This window comes from Acidiphilium cryptum JF-5 (assembly GCF_000016725.1).
In the GTDB taxonomy this organism is placed as follows: domain Bacteria; phylum Pseudomonadota; class Alphaproteobacteria; order Acetobacterales; family Acetobacteraceae; genus Acidiphilium; species Acidiphilium multivorum.
In genome coordinates this window covers 1,130,540-1,147,739 of sequence record NC_009484.1, presented here as the reverse complement: position 1 = coordinate 1,147,739, position 17,200 = coordinate 1,130,540, and the positions used below count along the sequence as shown (strand labels likewise).

The following is a 17,200-nucleotide window of genomic DNA, read 5'->3' as shown; positions in this document are numbered from 1 at the left end:
CGTCATGTTCTCGTCTGGTCGGTGGTGAAGCGCCAGACGGTGCTGGAGCGGAAGGCCTCGCCGGGGTCGAGCCTGGTGGAGGGAAAGGCGGGGCGGTTCGGCGAATCGGGGAAATGCTGGGTTTCGAGGGCGATTCCGTCGCCGGGGCCGTAGGGCGGCAGGTCGAGCTTGCCGGCGGCGTAGACCTGCACGGCGGGCTCGGTGGTCTCGACGGCGAGGACGCGGCCGGAGGCGGGGTCGCGCAGGAGGGCGGCGGGGCCGATGACGCCCTCGGGCTTGTCGAGCACGAAGCAGTGGTCGAGGCCGGCGCGGGCGGGGCCGATTCGCTGCTGGCAGGTGAGGTCGAGCCAGGTGCCGGCGACGGGGGCGATGGCGCCGGTCGGGATGTTCGCCGCATCGGGCGGGAGGTAGCGCGCGGCGGCGACGGCGATTTCGTGGTCGAGCGCCGTGCCGCCGCCGGCGAGGTTGAAATAGGCGTGGTTGGTCAGGTTGAGCACCGTGGCGCGGCCGGCGACGCGGGCGGCATAGTCGAGGCGGAGCGTGTTGTCCGGCGTCAGCGTGTAGGTGACGTAGACGGTGAGGTCGCCGGGGAAGCCGTTCTCGCCGTCCGGACTGTGCAGGCGGAGGGTGAGGGCGCTGCCGGTGGCGGCGACGATGTCCCACACGCGGTGGCTGAAATTGGGCGCGGGGCCGTCGGCCGGGCCGCCATGCAGGGTGTTGGCGCCCTCGTTGGCCGGCAGGGTGTGGCGGACGCCGTCGAGGGTGAAGGCGGCGCCGGCGATGCGGTTGGCGTAGCGGCCGACGAGCGCGCCGAAATAGGGGCTTTTCGTCTCGTAGTCGGCGAGGGTGGGGCAGCTCAGCACAACATTGGCGAGGCGGCCGCGGCGGTCGGGGGCGAGGAGTTCGTCGACGATGCCGCCATAGTCGAGCAGGCTGACCGACATGCCGGCCGCGTTCGCGAGGGTGATCCGCCGCACCTTCGCGCCGGCGCGCGTGGTGCCGTAGGGGGCGATGACGGGTTCGGGCATGGGCGGTCGGTCCTTCAGGCGTTTGGGCAGGCGTCCGGGATGACGGCGGCGCGGGCGAGGAGATCGGCGTCGCCGCCGGTGGCGCCGGCGGCGCCGAAGGCCAGCGCGGGGTGGACGATGCGCGCGGCGATGAAGCGCTCGGCGACGGCGGCGGGGGCGTGGCGGAGCAGCAGCGCGGCCGAGAGGGCGAGGGCGAGATGCTCGACGAGGCGGCGGGCGACGGGCTCGGCCGATTCGGGGCGTTCGAGCATCGCCTCGACGCCGGCGATCAGCGCATCGAGCGCGGTGTCCGCGCCGCGGGCGGGGGCGAGTTCGGCGGCGAGGGCGGCGGCGGCCTCGGGCGTGCGGGTCAGCGCGCGCAGCACGTCGAGGCAGATGACGTTGCCCGCCCCTTCCCAGACGCCGTTCAGCGGGGCCTCGCGGTAGAGCCGGGCGATCGGGTGTTCCTCGACGAAGCCGTTGCCGCCGTGGCATTCCAGCGCCTCGGCGAGCAGGGCGGGGGCGCGCTTGCAGGTCCAGTATTTCGCGACCGGGACGATGATCCGGGCGAGGGCGGCTTCGGCCGGGTTATGGGCGGCGGCATCGGTCGCGGCGGCGGCGCGCAGGGCGAGCCAGAGCGCCGCCTCGGCCTCCAGCGCCATGTCGGCGAGGACGGCGCGCATCAGCGGCTGGTCGATCAGGGCGCGCTGGAAGGCGCGGCGATGGGCGGCGTGGTGCAGGGCGAGGGAGGTGGCCTGGCGCATCAGCGCGGCGGCGCCGAGCGCGCATTCGAGGCGGGTGAGATGCGCCATCTCGATGATGGTGGCGATGCCGCGGCCCTCGGCGCCGACCATGACCGCCTCCAGCCCGTCGAACTCGACCTCGGAGGAGGCGTTGGAGCGGTTGCCGAGCTTGTCCTTCAGGCGCTGTATGCGCACCGCGTTGCGGCTGCCGTCGTCGCGCCAGCCCTGGGCGAGGAAGCAGGAGATCGTCTCGCCGGTGCGGGCGAGGGTGAGGAAGAGGTCGCTGGTGGGGACCGAGAAGAACCATTTGTGGCCGGTCAGGCGCCACGAATCGCCCGCGTGGGTCGCGGTGGTGCGGGTCTGGCGCAGATCCGAGCCGCCCTGTTTCTCGGTCATTGCCATCGCCACGCCGAGGGCGGATTTCTCGGCCGGCGGCAGCGGGCGCGGGTCGTAGCCGGGCGCGAGAATCCGGTCGCGGAAGCGGGCGAGCAGGTCGGGCGCGTGGGCGAGGGCGGCGGTGGCGGCGAAGGTCATCGCCGCGGGGCAGCAGACGCCGGGCTCGCCCTGGCCCCAGAGATAGGCCACGGCGGCGCGGGCGACATGGGCGCCGGGGCGGGGTTCGGTCCAGGCCAGGCTGTGGAAGCGGTCGGCGCGGATCATGCCCATCAGGCGGTGCCAGGCGGGGTGGAAGGCGACCTCGTCGATGCGGTGGCCGAAGCGGTCGAAGGCGGCGAGTTCGGGCGGGTTGCGATTCGCCTCCCGCGCCAGGGCGCGCAGTTCGGGCGAGCCGATCCGGGCGCCGACCGCGGCGAGATGGGGGGCGGCCCAGCCGGCGCCGAAGGCGGAAACCGCCTCGAGAAGGGCGGCATCGCCGGTGAAGGCGTCGTGCGCCGGCGGTTCGCCGGCCTGGTTGAAAACCTCGTGCGTGACGGGCATGGCGGCAGCATAGCCGCGCGGGCGCGGCTTGTCTCGCCCGGCATTGTCCCACCCGGCTCTATTGATGGCGGCGCGCGCTGCGCTTATACCCTGTGGCGTTGCGGGTGTAGCTCAATGGTAGAGTTCCAGCCTTCCAAGCTGGCTGTGCGGGTTCGATTCCCGTCACCCGCTCCATCGATTTTGCAGGGTTTTTCTGGCCGATCGTCGCCGGCCAGCTTGCCGCCACGCCCCGCTCTGCGGGCGGCAATTCCTGTCGCTACCAATTGCAGGTTGCCGTGAAATTGAATGCATTCAGGGAGGTGTTGTCGCCTCTGCGGCTGATATAGACGAGCCGGCCTTTCCAGCCGTGCTGGGTGCGGAGGGTCAGTCCGAGCCCGGTGTCGAGGGTTGCGCTTGGCGCCGCTTGGGCGCTCACCGGCATGGTCTCGGTGCCGAGAGTCTCGGTGGAAGCGAGCAGGCGGTTGCCGAGATAGGACGTGCCGCCGACCTCGATCCAGGGCTCAAGATCGAGCCCGAAGGTCCTGATCTGGTACCCGGCTCTGGCGCCCGCGCCGATCGCACCGAGATCGTTGCCTTGCCGACCATAGGCAAGATCGAGCAAGCCGGCGCCATGTTCAGCGAAACCTTCCTGGGACACGTGCAGATAGCGTGCGGCAACGAAAGGCCTGATGAAGCCGCGGTCAATATGATCGGTGTAACTGGCGTTGACGCCGGAACCCAGAAACCATCCATGGCCGGTTCCCGTTGCAACCAGACCGCTCGGCACGAGGCTGCGGCGGGAATTCACGCCGAGATGGCCGAGGCCCAGCGTCAACGCGATCCGCCATGGACCGTGCCGATAGATCCCGTAGTCGGAGAGGCTGATCTGGCGGTTTGAGATCTGCTGGTAGGCGGTGTTGCTGCTGCTGGCGGTGCCGGCGACAGCGACGCCGAGAAGGAAGCCGGGCCGGATCCGGGCTCCATAGCCGATGATGGCGCCCCCGTCGGTGATATTCCCGTCATTGGCCTGGCCGAAGCTGCCCAATCCGTGAAGCCAGAAGCCTTTCCGCGAGGCGAGGACCGCATCCGTCGTGTCCAGGATGTCCTGATTGATGATGTAGGCATTGCCGGCGACGCCGCTGCCCGAGGAAAAGGCGAGAGGGCCGACGTTCAGGCTGAGATAGACATTGTCGGCGGTGTACTGGACCTGCGGCAAGAGATAGCTGGCGAGCGCGGAATTGTAGGCGACGGTTGAGAATTGTCCCGAGACACCGCCGCCGGAATGGACGATGTCGTAGCGCGAGCCGGGGCGGTAGATGCCGGAATCGGCATTGACGGCGAGGCCGCCGGCGAGCTGGACGGAGCCCGTCACGGCGAGCTGGCTGTAGCTGATGCCGGGCGCCTGATCGTTGGGGGTGATCTCGATCGAGAGCGTGCTGGCAGGGTTCTGAGCGTAGTTGCCCGTGACGGTCATGACGCCGATGGTGCCGCCAGGGGCGACAATGCCGCCATTGTTCGCGACATCGCCGGCGATGGTGCCGTGACCGCGCAGAATGGCGCTGGCATCGACGGTGACCATGGCGTGCAGAACGGTGCTGCCATGGATGCTGTCTCCGACCTCGAAAAGACCATTCGCGACAGAGACAACCGGCGCGCTGCCGGTTCCCGTGTTGGTCTGGCTCGTGGCGTTGTCGATCACCGTGCCTCTGGTGGTGAGGGTTCCGGCGAGGTTGAGCGTTCCGGTCAAGGTCAGGGCATTGGCGGTGGTCGGGTCGAGAGAGGTTCCGGCCGGGCCGGCAAGGCTGCCACCGGTGTTGGCGACATCGATCAGGCGCGCCGTGCCGAACGGCGACATGGCACCGAGCGTGCCGCCGCTACTCAGCAAGAGATTGCCGCCTGCTGCGCCGAGGGCCGAGTCATTCGACACCAGCAGGGTACCGCCCGTGATGCTGGTATTGCCGGCGTAGGTGCTGGTTCCGGCGAGGGTGGTCGTGCCGCCGGCAAGTTGAAGCCCGCCGGTGCCTGCGATGGTGCCGGCGAAGGTGCCGCTCCCGTTGCTGATGATCAGGTTGTTGGCGCCGAGGGCGACGGTGCCGGCGCCGGAGCCGGTCAGGGCGGCAATGGTTTCATTGCCCGATGCGCCGGCGATATCGAACGTGCCGTTATCGATGAGGCTGGAAGAGCTGGCGATGGAGCTGGCACCGGCCAGGGCCAGCGTGCCCGCCGTGATGGTGGTATTGCCGGCGTAGGTGCTGGTTCCGGCGAGGGTTGTCGTGCCGCCGGCAAGTTGAAGCCCGCCGGCGCCTGCGATGGTTCCGGCGAAGGTGCCGCTCCCGTTGCCGATGATCAGGTTGTTGGCGCCGAGGGTGACGGCGCCGGCGCCGGAGCCGGTCAGGGCGGCAATGGTCTCATTGCCCGATGCGCCGGAGATATCGAACCTGCCGTCATCGATGAGGCTGGAAGAGCTGGCGATGGAGCTGGCGCCGGCGAGGGCCAGAGTGCCCGCCGTGATGCTGGTATTGCCGGCGTAGGTGCTGGTTCCGGCGAGGGTGGTCGTGCCGCCGGCAAGTTGAAGCCCGCCGGTGCCTGCGATGGTGCCGGCGAAGGTGCCGCTCCCGTTGCTGATGATCAGGTTGTTGGCGCCGAGGGCGACGGTGCCGGCGCCGGAGCCGGTCAGGGCGGCAATGGTTTCATTGCCCGATGCGCCGGAGATGTCGAACGTGCCGTCATCGATGAGGCTGGAAGAGCTGGCGATGGAGCTGGCGCCGGCGAGGGCCAGCGTGCCCGCCGTGATGGTGGTATTGCCGGCGTAGGTGCTGGTTCCGGCGAGGGTTGTCGTGCCGCCGGCAAGTTGAAGCCCGCCGGCGCCTGCGATGGTTCCGGCGAAGGTGCCGCTGCCGTTGCTGATGATCAGGTTGTTGGCGCCGAGGGTGACGGCGCCGGCGCCGGAGCCGGTCAGGGCGGCAATGGTTTCATTGCCCGATGCGCCGGAGATATCGAACCTGCCGTTATCGATGAGGCTGGAAGAGCTGGCGATGGAGCTGGCGCCGGCGAGGGCCAGCGTGCCCGCCGTGATGCTGGTATTGCCGGCATAGGTGCTGGTTCCGGCGAGGGTTTCGGTGCCGCCTGTCAGGACAAGGCCTCCCCTTCCGGAGATGTTCCCGGAGAAAATGCCGCTTGCACTGGTCAGGGTCAGGGTCTGGTTGCCGAGGTATACGGTGCCGGTCCCGGTGAGACCGGCAACGGATGCACCATGGCTGGTGGCCGAAATATCGAAGGCGCCATTGTCAACGACGCCGGATGAATCGGCAATTGCGCCACCAGGGCCAAGGTTCAGGGTGGTTGCGTTGCCGATCGTTGTCGTGCCCGAATATGTGTTGGCTCCAGCAAGAGTCAGCTGGCCGAGGCCATAGACCATGAGGTTTCCGGTTCCGGAGACCGGCTGCGATATGCTCGTGTCGAAGGTATTCGTGTCGATGGATCCGCCACCGGCCGCGAGCACGATGGCGTTTCCGCTCGCAAGATCGAAAGTGTTGGAAAACTGAAGAGTTCCGCCGTTGAAGGTGAGGCTGCTGCCCGCCGCGCCCAGGCTGCCTGCCGCCGAGATGGATAACGTGCCCGCATCGATTGTCCACGGTGTTACCGCAGAGGTGGAGCCCGTCAGGGCCCAGGTGCCGTTGCCGGTCTTCCGATAGGCGGAAAAGCCGAGATATTGAGATCCGATCGTCGACGTATCGAAGCTGTCGTTCACCGTGCCGCCCAGGATAAGGGCGTTGGTTCCGGCTGTGGCGCTCACATTGCCGATGATATTGGAACCCGTGCGGATCTCCAGAGAATTCGTGCCGCCCGTGAACTGAATGGCTTCGGCGCGCGTGCTGCCGTTCCCGGACAGACCACCTGAAATCGTTCCGCTATTGATGATGGAGAGGTTTGTTCCGGTGATTGCGGCGCCACCATTGCCAAATGAACCATTCCCGCCCGTGCTGGCGCCGCCGATCCCGCCATTGCCACCGGAAATACTGCCGGAGTTGATTAGACTACCCCCATTGGTGAGGGCGGCTCCCAGTCCGCCATCTCCCCCCGAGCCGCCGCCGCCATTATCGGTGGTGCCGCCGAAACCGCCTGTGCCGCCGGCAAGCTGCCCGGCATTGTCGAAGCTGCCGTCGCCCGTGAGAAGCAGCAGGGCTGTTCAATGCTGATTTCTGAGTTGGGGTGAGTCCGATGCGCAACATCTGGGAGAGAATTGATTTTTCGGGGAGCGCGGGGATTCCCGACCGGCGGGATTTGGGATTCTTGGGAAGGCAACCGATTCGGAGGTTGTCATGGCCGCGTTCAGCTCGTTGCTCGATATACTGGCAGAGGTTCCCGATCCGCGGCGCGCGGAAGGCAAGCTCTACAAGCTGCCGCATGTCCTGCTGTTCTCGATCCTGGCGATCATCAGCGGCAGCAACTCGTATCGCGGCATCGTCACCTTCATCGACGTCCATCGCCGCCGGTTGAACCGCAGCTTCGGCCTGAAATGGCGCCGGGCGCCCTCGCACACGGCGATCCGCTACATCCTCCAGGGGCTCGATCCAGGCGCGGTGGAGGCCGCGTTCCGACGCCACGCGGCACTGCTGCAGGCAGCCAGGACCAAGCCCGGCACGGCCAGCATTGCGCTCGACGGCAAGACCCTACGCGGCAGTTTCGACAGGTTCCATGACCGCACCGCGGCTCATGTGCTCAGCGCCTTCGCCACCGACACCAAGCTGGTGCTCGCTCATGTCGAGATCGGCGAGAAATCCAGCGAGATCCCCGCCGCCCAGACGCTGCTCGCCGAACTGGGCATCGCCAAGGACACACTCGTCACCCTGGATGCCCTGCACTGCCAAAAAAAGCCTTCAACGTCGCCCAGGCGGGCAACATCAGCCTCATCGTCCAGGTCAAGGACAATCAACCGACGCTGAGGCAGGCGATCCACCATATCGCCACATCGAGCGCCCCATACGACGTCTTCCGGACCCGCGACCGCGGCCGCAATCGTGACGAAACCCGCACCGTCTCCGTCTTCGATCCCGCCTGCGCGCTCGCCGGCACCGACTGGCATCCCCATGTCACCGCCATCATTCATGTCGAACGCGCAATCGCCACCCGCAATCCCGAAACCGGCCTGCTCAAGCTGACACACGACACCGCCTTCTACGTCGCCAACACATCGCTCACCGCCGCCATCGCCGCCAAGGCCATCCGCGCACATTGGGGCATCGAAAATTCCTCCCACTATGTCCGAGACGTTACCTTCGCCGAGGATCGATCCCGGATCCGAACCAACCCTGGCGTCATCGCCCGATTGCGCAGCTTCGCCTTCAACATCCTGATGAACAGCAAAGCCACCGCCAGCACCCTCAGCCAAGACCGCTACCGCGCAGCTCTCGCCGGACTCAAACACCTCCTCACACTCATTACTATCCCAAAGCATTGAACAGCCCTGTGAGAAGCAGCCCCACGCCACCGGACCCGCCACCGCCGCCACCACCACCCGAGTTGCCGCTGGCATCGCCGCTGCCGCCATGACCGCCGGCCCCTCCGGTGATCGTGCCGGTCGTCGAGTTGCTGGAGCTTCCGCTTCCGGTCACAACGAGGCCTGACCCACCGCCGCCGCCGCCGCCGCCACCTCCGCCTTCGAGAAGATTGAGCGTGCCGGTTCCGTCGGTTCCGGCATTGCCCGCCCCGCCGGCAACGGCGCCGGCGTTGTCGATCTGCGTGGCATTGCTGCCAACGGAACCGCCGCTACCGCCCGTGCCGCCGGGAGAAGTGCTGAGAATGGACAGCAGAAGGTTGCCGTTTCCGCCATTTCCACCGGCGCCGCCGATGCCATCGGACAAATTGACGCCGCCGCCCCCGCCGCCTCCGGCGCCCGTGCCCAGACCGTTAGTGACCACGCCGACGGCGCTTTGACTTCCTTGCACTCCAGCGGCTTGACCGGATGTCGGAGTTGTCGCGCCGCCGGTACCACCCGCGCCGGCGGGCGCGAGACCGAGGGTTGCTGCGAGGCCGGAATTGATTCCTCCCCCTCCGTTTCCACCGTTTGCCCAAACATATCCTGGTGCAAGGGTTAGAAGTGAAACGGATATTATAAAAAACGCGCGGAGGGCGATTTGGACAAATGATATTGTTGCAGCAGAATCTCGCAATGGACCAGAAGCGCGGACCGTATACTTAATCATGCTTATTCTCATTTTTCTGGACGAATTATATTAAATCAACATAATGAATTAATAATTATTTAATTTAATTTGATAAAATATTTCGAATTGTATCAAATTATTCTTGATCTGAACAATTTCAGACGGGGCGGGCCATAATCACCGGCGCGTTCGTGCGTATTCGCTCAAGTAAATCGTGGATTTCCGGAGTCATTCATGATTGATGGCGATCGCTGCGATTTTAGAAGCTGGCGATGCGGACTGCACGAAATCTCTGCCCGTCATGAGCGTGGCGCTCGCCCGCGCGCCGGAAGGCCGCCGGCATGTCTTTTGCCTCGCGCAGAGCTGCCGGGATGCCGGGCGGATGGACGAGGAGGCGTAGTCTGCGCGACTCCGGGAGGCGCGCTGCTGCCGGCGGCGCGGGGACGACGGGGCGTTCCTGCGGAGCGCGTTGGCCGCTTGCGGTCAGCGCCCGCATCGGGCCGAGCCGCTCCATCACGTGGCCCGATACCATCGCGAACGCGGGCTGAACGCGGCCGCCGCGATGGTTGCCGGGGAAGGTCTGGCGCTGGATTGTCCCGCTGACGACAAGCGGTTCATCGACGGCTTCGTTTATCGGTGGGGGCTTCGCGAGGAGTTGTCGAGCGCCGGGAACCATGGCCGCGATCCGGCGCGGCGGGTTCGGGCGGATGCTAGAAAATCAATGATTTAGCGGCCTGCTTGTTCCTGAAATTCACCCGCGAATTTCAGGGGCGGGACACTGGCCCCGGCTCCTTGCCGAAGCGGCATGCCTCGTGCGGGGGACGGGCATGGATGCTGCCGAAATGGCCGTGCGGGCCACGCGCGCGGTCTTCGGACGGGGTGGCGCTCTTGACAGCGGGGCCGGGTCGTTGTGGAAGGCGGATGGACGCGCACGGTGTGCGGGCAGTCCGAGCCCGCAGGGGTGTAGCTCAATTGGCTAGAGCGCCGGTCTCCAAAACCGGAGGCTGGGGGTTCGAGACCCTCCACCCCTGCCAGCCGGAACCCGAGGGCCGGCGCCGGCAGCGATTCTTGTTTTTCGTGGAGCACTCAGACATTGGCGTTCAACCCGGCGAAGTTCTTGCGCGACGTGCGCAGCGAAGCGTCCAAGACCACCTGGCCTTCGCGCAAGGAGACACTGGTGACCACCGGTGTGGTGCTGGCGATGGTCGTGGTGACCATCGTCTTCTTCCTGGTGGTGGACCAGGTGATCGGGTTCGGCATGCGGCTGCTGTTCGGCGTCGGGAATTGAGGCAGGGTCATGGCAAAACGCTGGTACGTGCTGCATGTGTATTCCGGGTTCGAGAAGAAGATCGCGACCCAGATCATGGAAACCGCGGCCCAGAAGGGGCTGGCGGACCAGATCGAGCAGGTGATGGTCCCGGCCGAGGAGGTCGTGGAGATACGCCGCGCCCAGAAGGTCAACGCCGAGCGCAAGTTCTTCCCCGGCTACGTGCTGGTGAAGATGGAAATGACCGACGACGCCTGGCACCTCGTGCGCGACATTCCGAAGGTCACCGGATTCCTCGGCACCAAGCTCAAGCCGACGCCGATTTCCGAGGCCGAGGCGCAGCGCATGCTGCAGCAGGTGCAGGAAGGCACCGAGCATCGCCGCCCCGCCGTGGTCTTCGAGATCGGCGAGCAGGTGCGCGTGGCCGACGGGCCGTTCACCAGCTTCAACGGCGTGATCGAGGATATCGACGAGGACAAGGGCCGGGTGAAGGTCTCGGTCTCGATCTTCGGGCGGTCGACGCCGGTCGAACTCGAATACGGGCAGGTCGAGAAACTCTGAACCTTTCTCCTCCGTCCTGCCGGTGACGGGGCATCACCCGGCCGGGTGATGCCGATCGCTGAACGGGTGGACGGAGCCGGGAGACGGGCATGGACGGTGCGACAGAGACGATCAGGGTTCCGGCGAACGGGCTCGAATTTGTCGTGGATTCAGCGGGTTCGGGGAAGAAGCTCGCGCTTTGCCTGCACGGGTTCCCGGAATCGCGCTTCTCCTGGCGGTTCCAGCTGCCGCTGCTGGCGAGCCTTGGCTACACCGCCTGGGCGCCGGATCTGCGCGGCTACGGGCACTCCTCGCGGCCGGAGGGGGTGGAGAATTATCGCATCTCGCATCTGCTGCGCGACGTCGCCGGGCTGATCGACGCGGCGAAGGCGCGCGGGATCGACGAGGGGGTGGTGCTGCTCGCGCATGACTGGGGCGGGGCGCTGGGCTGGCTGTTCGTGCTGAACGGGGTGCGGCCGGTCGAGCGGTTCATCGTGATGAACATGCCGCATCCGTACCTGTTCGCGCGCGGGCTCAGGACCTGGAAGCAGCTGCGGCGCTCCTGGTACATCTTCGGTTTCCAGATCCCCCGCTGGCCGGAGCGGGTGCTGGCGGCGAACCGGGCCGCCTGGATCGCGCGGGCGTTTCGCGGCGCCGCGATCGACAAGAGCCGGTTTCCCGACGAGGTGCTGGAGGTCTACCGGCAGAACGCGCTGATCCCCGGCGCGCTGACCGCGATGATCAACTGGTACCGGGCGAATTTCCGCAACCCGTTCCGCGGGCTCGCGCCGGCGAAGCGGCTCGCGGTGCCGACGCTGATGATCTGGGGCGAGCGGGATGTCGCGCTCGGCCGGGAGCTGACCGAGGGGACCGGGGCGCTGGTGGACGACCTGACGCTGCGTTACCTGCCGGACGTGTCGCACTGGGTGCAGCAGGAGGCGCCCGAATCGGTGAACGCGATGATCCGGGCCTGGCTCACCGGCGCGCCGGTGCCGGAGCATCCGGCGGGGTGAGCGCGGCTCAGCGTTCGAGCAGGACGCCCTTGCTGGTGCCCTCGACCGCGACCTCGCCCGATTCGAGCAGGGTGAGGGTGCCGGCGCAGATGGCGATGGTGCCGAGGCCGGGCTTGTAGTCCAGCTCGGTGACCTCCCAGCGGATGCGGGCGTGCGCGCCCATCGGCACCGCGCGGCGGAAGCGGAAGCTGAACTCCATGCCGACGGTCGGGCCGAGACGGGCGAAATGCGCGGCGGTGAGGCCCATCATCCGCGCCGTGGTCTCGGTGCCGCTGACGATCAGCCCGCCATAGCGCGAGGCTTTCGCCTTCGCCTCGTCGTGATGCATCGGGTTGGTGTCGCCCACCAGCAGGGCAAAAGCCCGGGACGCACTTTCATGAAAAACGTGATCGGTCTCGAAACTGTGGCCGAGCTTCACCAATTCCGCCATGTTTTGGCCTTCCTCGCGTGTTCTTGTCCGCCGCGTCGCACCGTGGCAGTGAAGTTGGACGTCACACCTGCCACAAGGTCCGGAAGGCGTCCATTCGATACCGCGCATCCCGCGCCCTATGATAGTCCGGGAGGTTGTTTTGCCGATCAAACCATTGAAAAAAGCCGTTCTTCCCGTTGCCGGCCTGGGGACGAGATTCCTCCCGGCCACCAAGGCGATTCCCAAGGAGATGTTGCCCGTCGTCGACAAGCCGCTGATCCAGTACGCGATCGACGAGGCGCGGGCGGCCGGGATCGAGCAGTTCTGCATGGTCACCGGGCGCGGCAAGACGGCGCTGATCGACCATTTCGACATCGCCTTCGAGCTGGAGGCGACGCTGGCCGAGCGCGGCAAGCAGGACGCGCTCGACATGCTGCACGAGGAGGTGATGGAGCCGGGCTCGATCGTGACGGTGCGCCAGCAGGTGCCGCTCGGGCTTGGCCACGCGATCTGGTGCGCGCGGGCCTTCATCGGCGACGATCCGTTCGCCATCCTGCTGCCGGACGACCTGGTGCTGAGCCAGACCCCCTGCCTCGGCCAGCTCGCCGACGCCTACCGGGCGACCGGGGGCAATGTCGTCGCCGTCGAGGAGGTGCCGATGGAGCAGGTGCACCGCTACGGCGTGCTCAAGACCGGGGCGACGGAGCGGAATCTGGTCGAGGTGAAGGGGCTGGTCGAGAAGCCGAAACGCGAGGAGGCGCCGTCGAATCTCTCGATCATCGGGCGCTACGTGCTGCTGCCGGAGGTGATCGGCCATCTGGCGCGGATGGAGCGCGGCGCCGGCAACGAGGTGCAGCTGACCGACGCGATGGCGAAGATGATCGGGGCGGCGCCGTTCCACGGGCTGAAATTCGAGGGGCGGCGGTTCGACTGCGGCGACAAGGCGGGCTATCTGGAAGCGCAGATTGCCTTCGGTCTGGTGCGTCCGGACCTGGGGCCGTCGATCCGTCACTTCCTGAAGGCTTATTCCGATGCATGACAAGACCGGTTTCTCGCATCAATTCCCCGCCAGCACGCTGCGCGAATACGATATTCGCGGCATCGTCGGCGAAACGCTGCACGAGACGGACGCCTTCGCGATCGGGCGAACCTTCGGCTCGATGGTCGCGCGCAAGGGCGGCAGCCGGGTGATCGTGGGCCGCGACGGGCGGCTCTCCTCGCCGGCGATGGCGCGGGCGGTGATCGCGGGACTGGTCGCCAGCGGCATGCAGGTGACCGATATCGGCTGCGGGCCGACGCCGATGCTGTATTACGCGGCGACCGTCGCCGAGGCCGATGGCGCGGTGATGGTGACCGGCAGTCACAACCCCTCGAACTACAACGGCTTCAAGATGATGCTCGGGCGCAAGCCGTTCTTCGGCGCGCAGATCCAGGAGCTCGGGCGGCTGGCGACGGCGGGGAATGTGGAGCCGGAAGGCGAGGGTTCGGTCGAGGAAAAGGATGTCAGCGACGCCTATCTGGCCCGGCTGCTGGAGGACTGGGAAGGCGGCGACCGGATGCTCAACGTGGTGTGGGATACCGGCAATGGCGCCGCCGGCGAGATCGTCGCGCGGCTGGTGCAGGCGCTGCCGGGGCGGCACATGGTGCTGAACGCCGAGATCGACGGGCGGTTCCCGGCGCATCATCCGGACCCGACGGTGCCGAAGAACCTCGAGCAGCTGGTGGCCGCGGTGAAGAAGCAGGGGGCGGATATCGGCATCGCCTTCGACGGCGACGCCGACCGGATCGGCATCGTCGACGATACCGGCGAGATCCTGTTCGGCGACCAGTTCCTCGTGCTGCTGGCGCGCGACGTGCTGGCGGCGCATCCGGGGGCGATGATCATCGCCGATGTGAAGGCGAGCCAGGTGCTGTTCGACCAGATCGCCGCCGCGGGCGGCACGCCGCTGATGTGGAAGACCGGGCATTCGCTGATCAAGTCGAAGATGGCGGAGACCGGCGCGCCGCTGGCGGGCGAGATGTCCGGCCACATTTTCTTCGCCGACAAGTGGTACGGGTTCGACGACGCGATCTATGCCGCGATCCGCGTGCTGAACGCGGTGAACCGGAGCGGCGAGAGCGTTTCCGCCTTCCGCAAGAGCCTGCCGCAGGTGATCAACACGCCGGAGCTGCGCTTCGACTGCGCGGAGGACCGGAAATTCGAGGTGGTGGCCGAGGTGGCCGAGCGGCTGCGGGCGGATGGCGCCACCGTGTCGGAGACCGACGGGGTGCGGGTGACGACCGAGGACGGGTGGTGGCTGCTGCGGGCCTCGAACACCCAGGCCGTGCTGGTGGCGCGGGCGGAGGCGGGGTCGGCCGAGGGGCTGGCGCGGCTGAAGCAGATCCTCGCCTCGCAGCTCGCGGCCTCGGGCCTCGCGCCGGATTTCTCCGGGGCGAACTCAGGGCATTAAGTCACTGAATTTCAAAGATTGATGATCCGCCCCCGGCCGGAACCGGGGGCGGTTTCCGTTCAGCGCGCGGGCAGCAGGCCGACGAGGCGCTCGGCTTCGGCGACGATCGGCTCGGCGATGGCCGCCGCACGGGCGGCGCCGGCCTGGAGCATGCGGTCGATCTCGGCGGGATCGGCGGCGAGGCGTTTGGTCTCGGCGCCGATCGGGGTGAGTTTCTGCACCGCGAGCTCGGTCAGCCGTTCCTTGAACGGGCCGAATCCGCTGCCGGCGTGCTGGCGCAGCACCTCCTCGGCGGTGATGCCGGCGAGGGCGGCGTAGATGCCGACGAGGTTGCGGGCCTCGGGGCGGGAATCGAGCTGCGCCGGGCGCTCGGGCAGCGGTTCCGGGTCGGTCCTCGCGCGGCGGATCTTCTGGGCGATGGCGTCGGCATCGTCGGTGAGGTTGATGCGGCTCTGGTCCGAGGTGTCGGATTTCGACATTTTCCTGGTGCCGTCGCGCAGGCTCATGATGCGCGCGCTGCCGCCGATGATGCGCGGCGTGATGGCGGGGAAGAATTCCACCCCGTAATCGTGGTTGAATTTCTGCGCGATGTCGTTGGCGAGTTCGAGATGCTGGCTCTGGTCCTCGCCGACGGGCACCTCGGTCGCGTGATAGGCGAGGATGTCGGCGGCCATCAGGTTGGGATAGACGAACAGGCCGGTGGAGACGGCCTCGCGGTCCTTGCCGGCCTTGTCCTTGAACTGGGTCATGCGGTTCAGCCAGCCGAAGCGGGCGACGCAGTTGAAGATCCAGGCGAGGCGCGCATGGGCGTGCACCGCCGACTGGTGGAACAGGATGCTGCGGGCGGGGTCGATGCCGCAGGCGACGAGCAGGGCGGCGTTCACCCGCGTCTGCTGGCGCAGCGCCTCGGGCTCGACCCAGACGGTGAGCGCGTGCAGGTCGACCAGGCAGTAGATGCCCTCGTTGCCCTCCTGCAGCGCGACCCAGTTCTGGATCGCGCCGAGATAATTGCCGAGATGCGCGATTCCGGTGGGCTGGATGCCCGAAAATATGCGTGCCATGGCCGCTGTATCAGCGCGCTTCGGCGGCCCGGTCAAGCGCCGTTCAGGCGGGTTTGGGGCGGCGCAGGAGCAGGCGCAGCTCGGTCGGGCGGATGGCGCCGAGAAGGATGCCGGCGAGCGCGAAGACGGCGAGGCCGGCGGCGATCAGCAGGGCGAGGCTGGCGACGGGGGCGAGATGCATCAGCGCGGTGCGGCGCAGGGCGAGCAGGGCGAGGGCCATCAGCCCGCTCGCCAGCGCGATGGCGAGGATGCGGCGGGCGAGCGCGCGGTCCGGCGCGAAATCGGCGCGGCGGCGGAGCAGGAGGGCGAGGGCGAGGGCGTTGAACCAGGCGGCGAGGCTGGTCGAGAGCGCGATGCCGACCTGTTGCAGCGGGTGCATCAGGGCGAGGTTGAGGGCGAGGTTGATCGCGACCGCGGCGAGCCCGGTCTTGACCGGGGTGGAGGTGTCGCCGCGGGCGAAGAAGCCGGGGGCGAACAGCTTCACCAGCACGAAGGCGGGCAGGCCGAAGGCATAGACGGCGAGGGCGGCGGCGCTGCGGGCGGCGTCGGCGTCGGAAAAGGCGCCGTGGGCGAAGAGGGTGCGCATCACCGGCAGGCCGATCGCGGCGAGGGCGGCGGCGGCGGGCAGGGTGAGCAGCAGCGAGACGGCGATGGCGCGGTTGAGCGATTCGCGGGCGGCATCGGTCTCGTTGCGGCGGAACTGGCGCGAGAGACTCGGCAGCAGCACGGTGCCGACCGCGGTGCCGATGACGCCGAGGGGGAGCTGGTTCACCCGGTCGGCGTAGTACAGCACCGAGACGGTGCCGGTGGGCAGCAGCGAGGCGATGATGGTGTCGACCGTGAGGTTGAGCTGGGTGACGCCGGCGCCGATCAGCCCGGGGCCGAGGCGGCGCAGCACGGTGCGCGCGCCCGGCGTGAGGCGCGGGACGCGCAGGCGCAGCGGCGAGCCGGCGCGGGCGAGCGCCCAGGCGAGCAGGACGAACTGCACGATCCCCGACAGGGCGACGCCGTAGGCCAGCGCCTCGGGCACGCGCTGGCCGGCGGCGTGCAGGATGAGCAGCGTCGCGATGATGCAGACATTGAACAGGATGGGGGCCGCGGAGGCGGCGGCGAAATGGCCGCGCGCGTTCAGCACGCCGGAGAACAGGGCGCAGAGGCAGATCAGCCAGAGATAGGGGAAGGTGATGCGCGAGAGCCGGACCGCGAGGGCGAATTTCGCCGGATCGGCGCGGAAGCCGGGGGCCAGGACGTCGAGCACCAGGGGCATGAACAGCAGGCCGAGAATGGTGAGGGCCATGAGGAACACCGCCATGATCGCGGTGACCTCCTCGGCGAGGCGGCGGGCCGGGGCCTCGCCCTCCTGCGCGAGGGCGCCGGCATAGGCGGGGATGAAGGCGGCGCTGAACGCGCCCTCGCCGAACAGGCGGCGGAACAGGTTGGGCAGGCGCAGCGCCACGAAGAACGCGTCCGCCGCCGGGCCGGCGCCGAGCAGGGCGGCGATCAGGATGTCGCGCGCGAAGCCGAGCACCCGGCTGCCCATCGTCCAGGCGCCCACGGTCAGCGCATTGCGCAGCATTCTCGCTCCTCGGCGGTTGGCGCCCGGCCGGATCGGCCGGAACGAGCGCAGA

General features: G+C 67.8%; 15 protein-coding genes and 2 tRNA genes. 9 read left to right on the top strand and 8 right to left on the bottom strand.

What is annotated here, in order from left to right:
* Window positions 1-2: 2 nt before the first annotated feature.
* Both ACRY_RS07620 and ACRY_RS07615 read right to left on the bottom strand, forming a co-directional pair.
* Window positions 3-1,028, bottom strand: a complete 1,026-nt coding sequence (locus tag ACRY_RS07620) for an aldose epimerase family protein (protein WP_011941940.1) — start codon at window positions 1,026-1,028, stop codon at window positions 3-5.
* Window positions 1,029-1,042: 14 nt separating this feature from the next.
* Entirely contained in the window at window positions 1,043-2,686 is a 1,644-nt protein-coding gene (locus tag ACRY_RS07615) for an acyl-CoA dehydrogenase family protein (RefSeq protein WP_011941939.1), read from the bottom strand.
* Window positions 2,687-2,786: 100 nt separating this feature from the next.
* Between ACRY_RS07615 and ACRY_RS07610 the strand changes: the two genes are divergently transcribed.
* Window positions 2,787-2,860, top strand: a tRNA-Gly gene (locus ACRY_RS07610).
* 82 nt (window positions 2,861-2,942) lie between these two features.
* On the opposite strand, the gene ACRY_RS07605 is transcribed toward ACRY_RS07610, so the two are convergent.
* Window positions 2,943-6,461 (bottom strand): autotransporter-associated beta strand repeat-containing protein, encoded by a 3,519-nt coding sequence (locus tag ACRY_RS07605; protein ID WP_011941938.1) that lies wholly within the window; start codon window positions 6,459-6,461, stop codon window positions 2,943-2,945.
* A 526-nt stretch (window positions 6,462-6,987) separates the two neighbouring features.
* On the opposite strand from ACRY_RS07605, the gene ACRY_RS07600 reads away from it, so the two are divergent.
* Together ACRY_RS07600 and ACRY_RS20580 are read left to right on the top strand one after the other, a co-directional pair.
* Window positions 6,988-7,611: an ISAs1 family transposase gene (locus ACRY_RS07600; protein ID WP_011941937.1), complete on the top strand. Its 624-nt coding sequence runs from the start codon at window positions 6,988-6,990 to the stop codon at window positions 7,609-7,611.
* Window positions 7,530-8,126, top strand: coding sequence for an ISAs1 family transposase (locus tag ACRY_RS20580; RefSeq protein ID WP_155856406.1), 597 nt, complete (start codon window positions 7,530-7,532; stop codon window positions 8,124-8,126). Before ACRY_RS07600 ends, ACRY_RS20580 begins: the two co-directional genes overlap by 82 nt.
* On the opposite strand, the gene ACRY_RS19905 is transcribed toward ACRY_RS20580, so the two are convergent.
* Together ACRY_RS19905 and ACRY_RS07590 are read right to left on the bottom strand one after the other, a co-directional pair.
* Window positions 8,110-8,871: a hypothetical protein gene (locus tag ACRY_RS19905; protein ID WP_196796284.1), complete on the bottom strand. Its 762-nt coding sequence runs from the start codon at window positions 8,869-8,871 to the stop codon at window positions 8,110-8,112. The genes ACRY_RS20580 and ACRY_RS19905 overlap by 17 nt on opposite strands.
* Window positions 8,872-9,091: 220 nt before the next feature.
* Complete coding sequence (locus ACRY_RS07590; protein ID WP_043509126.1) at window positions 9,092-9,508, bottom strand: hypothetical protein; 417 nt, start codon at window positions 9,506-9,508, stop codon at window positions 9,092-9,094.
* Window positions 9,509-9,789: 281 nt separating this feature from the next.
* Here ACRY_RS07590 and ACRY_RS07585 point away from each other — a divergent pair.
* From ACRY_RS07585 to ACRY_RS07570, 4 genes are all read left to right on the top strand, one after another.
* A tRNA-Trp gene (locus ACRY_RS07585) sits at window positions 9,790-9,866 on the top strand.
* Window positions 9,867-9,958: 92 nt separating this feature from the next.
* The gene (secE, locus tag ACRY_RS07580) at window positions 9,959-10,120 is read left to right on the top strand and encodes a preprotein translocase subunit SecE (protein ID WP_419465252.1); all 162 of its coding nucleotides are present in this window, start codon (window positions 9,959-9,961) and stop codon (window positions 10,118-10,120) included.
* 9 nt (window positions 10,121-10,129) lie between these two features.
* The gene (nusG, locus tag ACRY_RS07575; protein WP_007421769.1) at window positions 10,130-10,660 is read left to right on the top strand and encodes a transcription termination/antitermination protein NusG; all 531 of its coding nucleotides are present in this window, start codon (window positions 10,130-10,132) and stop codon (window positions 10,658-10,660) included.
* Window positions 10,661-10,749: 89 nt separating this feature from the next.
* Window positions 10,750-11,652 carry an alpha/beta fold hydrolase gene (locus ACRY_RS07570; RefSeq protein WP_011941934.1) on the top strand — a complete coding sequence of 301 codons (903 nt, stop codon included), beginning with the start codon at window positions 10,750-10,752 and terminating at the stop codon, window positions 11,650-11,652.
* Window positions 11,653-11,659: 7 nt separating this feature from the next.
* Here ACRY_RS07570 and ACRY_RS07565 read toward each other — a convergent pair whose 3' ends face one another.
* The gene (locus ACRY_RS07565; RefSeq protein ID WP_007421771.1) at window positions 11,660-12,082 is read right to left on the bottom strand and encodes a MaoC family dehydratase; all 423 of its coding nucleotides are present in this window, start codon (window positions 12,080-12,082) and stop codon (window positions 11,660-11,662) included.
* A gap of 118 nt (window positions 12,083-12,200) precedes the next feature.
* Between ACRY_RS07565 and galU the strand changes: the two genes are divergently transcribed.
* Complete coding sequence (gene galU / locus ACRY_RS07560) at window positions 12,201-13,100, top strand: UTP--glucose-1-phosphate uridylyltransferase GalU (protein ID WP_035188603.1); 900 nt, start codon at window positions 12,201-12,203, stop codon at window positions 13,098-13,100.
* Window positions 13,093-14,511 (top strand): phosphoglucomutase/phosphomannomutase PgmG, encoded by a 1,419-nt coding sequence (pgmG, locus tag ACRY_RS07555; protein WP_011941933.1) that lies wholly within the window; start codon window positions 13,093-13,095, stop codon window positions 14,509-14,511. The genes galU and pgmG overlap by 8 nt, the downstream gene beginning before the upstream one ends.
* A 59-nt stretch (window positions 14,512-14,570) precedes the next feature.
* Here the strand turns inward: pgmG and trpS are convergent, their stop codons facing one another.
* On the bottom strand, window positions 14,571-15,572 hold the full coding sequence (trpS, locus tag ACRY_RS07550; RefSeq protein ID WP_011941932.1) for a tryptophan--tRNA ligase: 1,002 nt from the start codon (window positions 15,570-15,572) through the stop codon (window positions 14,571-14,573).
* 43 nt (window positions 15,573-15,615) lie between these two features.
* On the bottom strand, window positions 15,616-17,148 hold the full coding sequence (gene murJ, locus ACRY_RS07545; RefSeq protein WP_011941931.1) for a murein biosynthesis integral membrane protein MurJ: 1,533 nt from the start codon (window positions 17,146-17,148) through the stop codon (window positions 15,616-15,618).
* Between the last annotated feature and the right edge of the window lie 52 nt (window positions 17,149-17,200).

Bases quoted from the DNA above. Each gene is read 5' to 3' on its own strand.
- trpS (WP_011941932.1), bottom strand. From the start codon at position 15,572: ATGGCACGCATATTTTCGGGCATCCAGCCCACCGGAATCGCGCATCTC.
- ACRY_RS07600 (WP_011941937.1), top strand. From the start codon at position 6,988: ATGGCCGCGTTCAGCTCGTTGCTCGATATACTGGCAGAGGTTCCCGAT.
- ACRY_RS07620 (WP_011941940.1), bottom strand. From the start codon at position 1,028: ATGCCCGAACCCGTCATCGCCCCCTACGGCACCACGCGCGCCGGCGCG.
- ACRY_RS07615 (WP_011941939.1), bottom strand. From the start codon at position 2,686: ATGCCCGTCACGCACGAGGTTTTCAACCAGGCCGGCGAACCGCCGGCG.
- nusG (WP_007421769.1), top strand. From the start codon at position 10,130: ATGGCAAAACGCTGGTACGTGCTGCATGTGTATTCCGGGTTCGAGAAG.
- ACRY_RS07570 (WP_011941934.1), top strand. From the start codon at position 10,750: ATGGACGGTGCGACAGAGACGATCAGGGTTCCGGCGAACGGGCTCGAA.
- ACRY_RS07590 (WP_043509126.1), bottom strand. From the start codon at position 9,508: ATGGTTCCCGGCGCTCGACAACTCCTCGCGAAGCCCCCACCGATAAAC.
- pgmG (WP_011941933.1), top strand. From the start codon at position 13,093: ATGCATGACAAGACCGGTTTCTCGCATCAATTCCCCGCCAGCACGCTG.
- murJ (WP_011941931.1), bottom strand. From the start codon at position 17,148: ATGCTGCGCAATGCGCTGACCGTGGGCGCCTGGACGATGGGCAGCCGG.
- galU (WP_035188603.1), top strand. From the start codon at position 12,201: ATGATAGTCCGGGAGGTTGTTTTGCCGATCAAACCATTGAAAAAAGCC.
- ACRY_RS19905 (WP_196796284.1), bottom strand. From the start codon at position 8,871: ATGATTAAGTATACGGTCCGCGCTTCTGGTCCATTGCGAGATTCTGCT.
- ACRY_RS07565 (WP_007421771.1), bottom strand. From the start codon at position 12,082: ATGGCGGAATTGGTGAAGCTCGGCCACAGTTTCGAGACCGATCACGTT.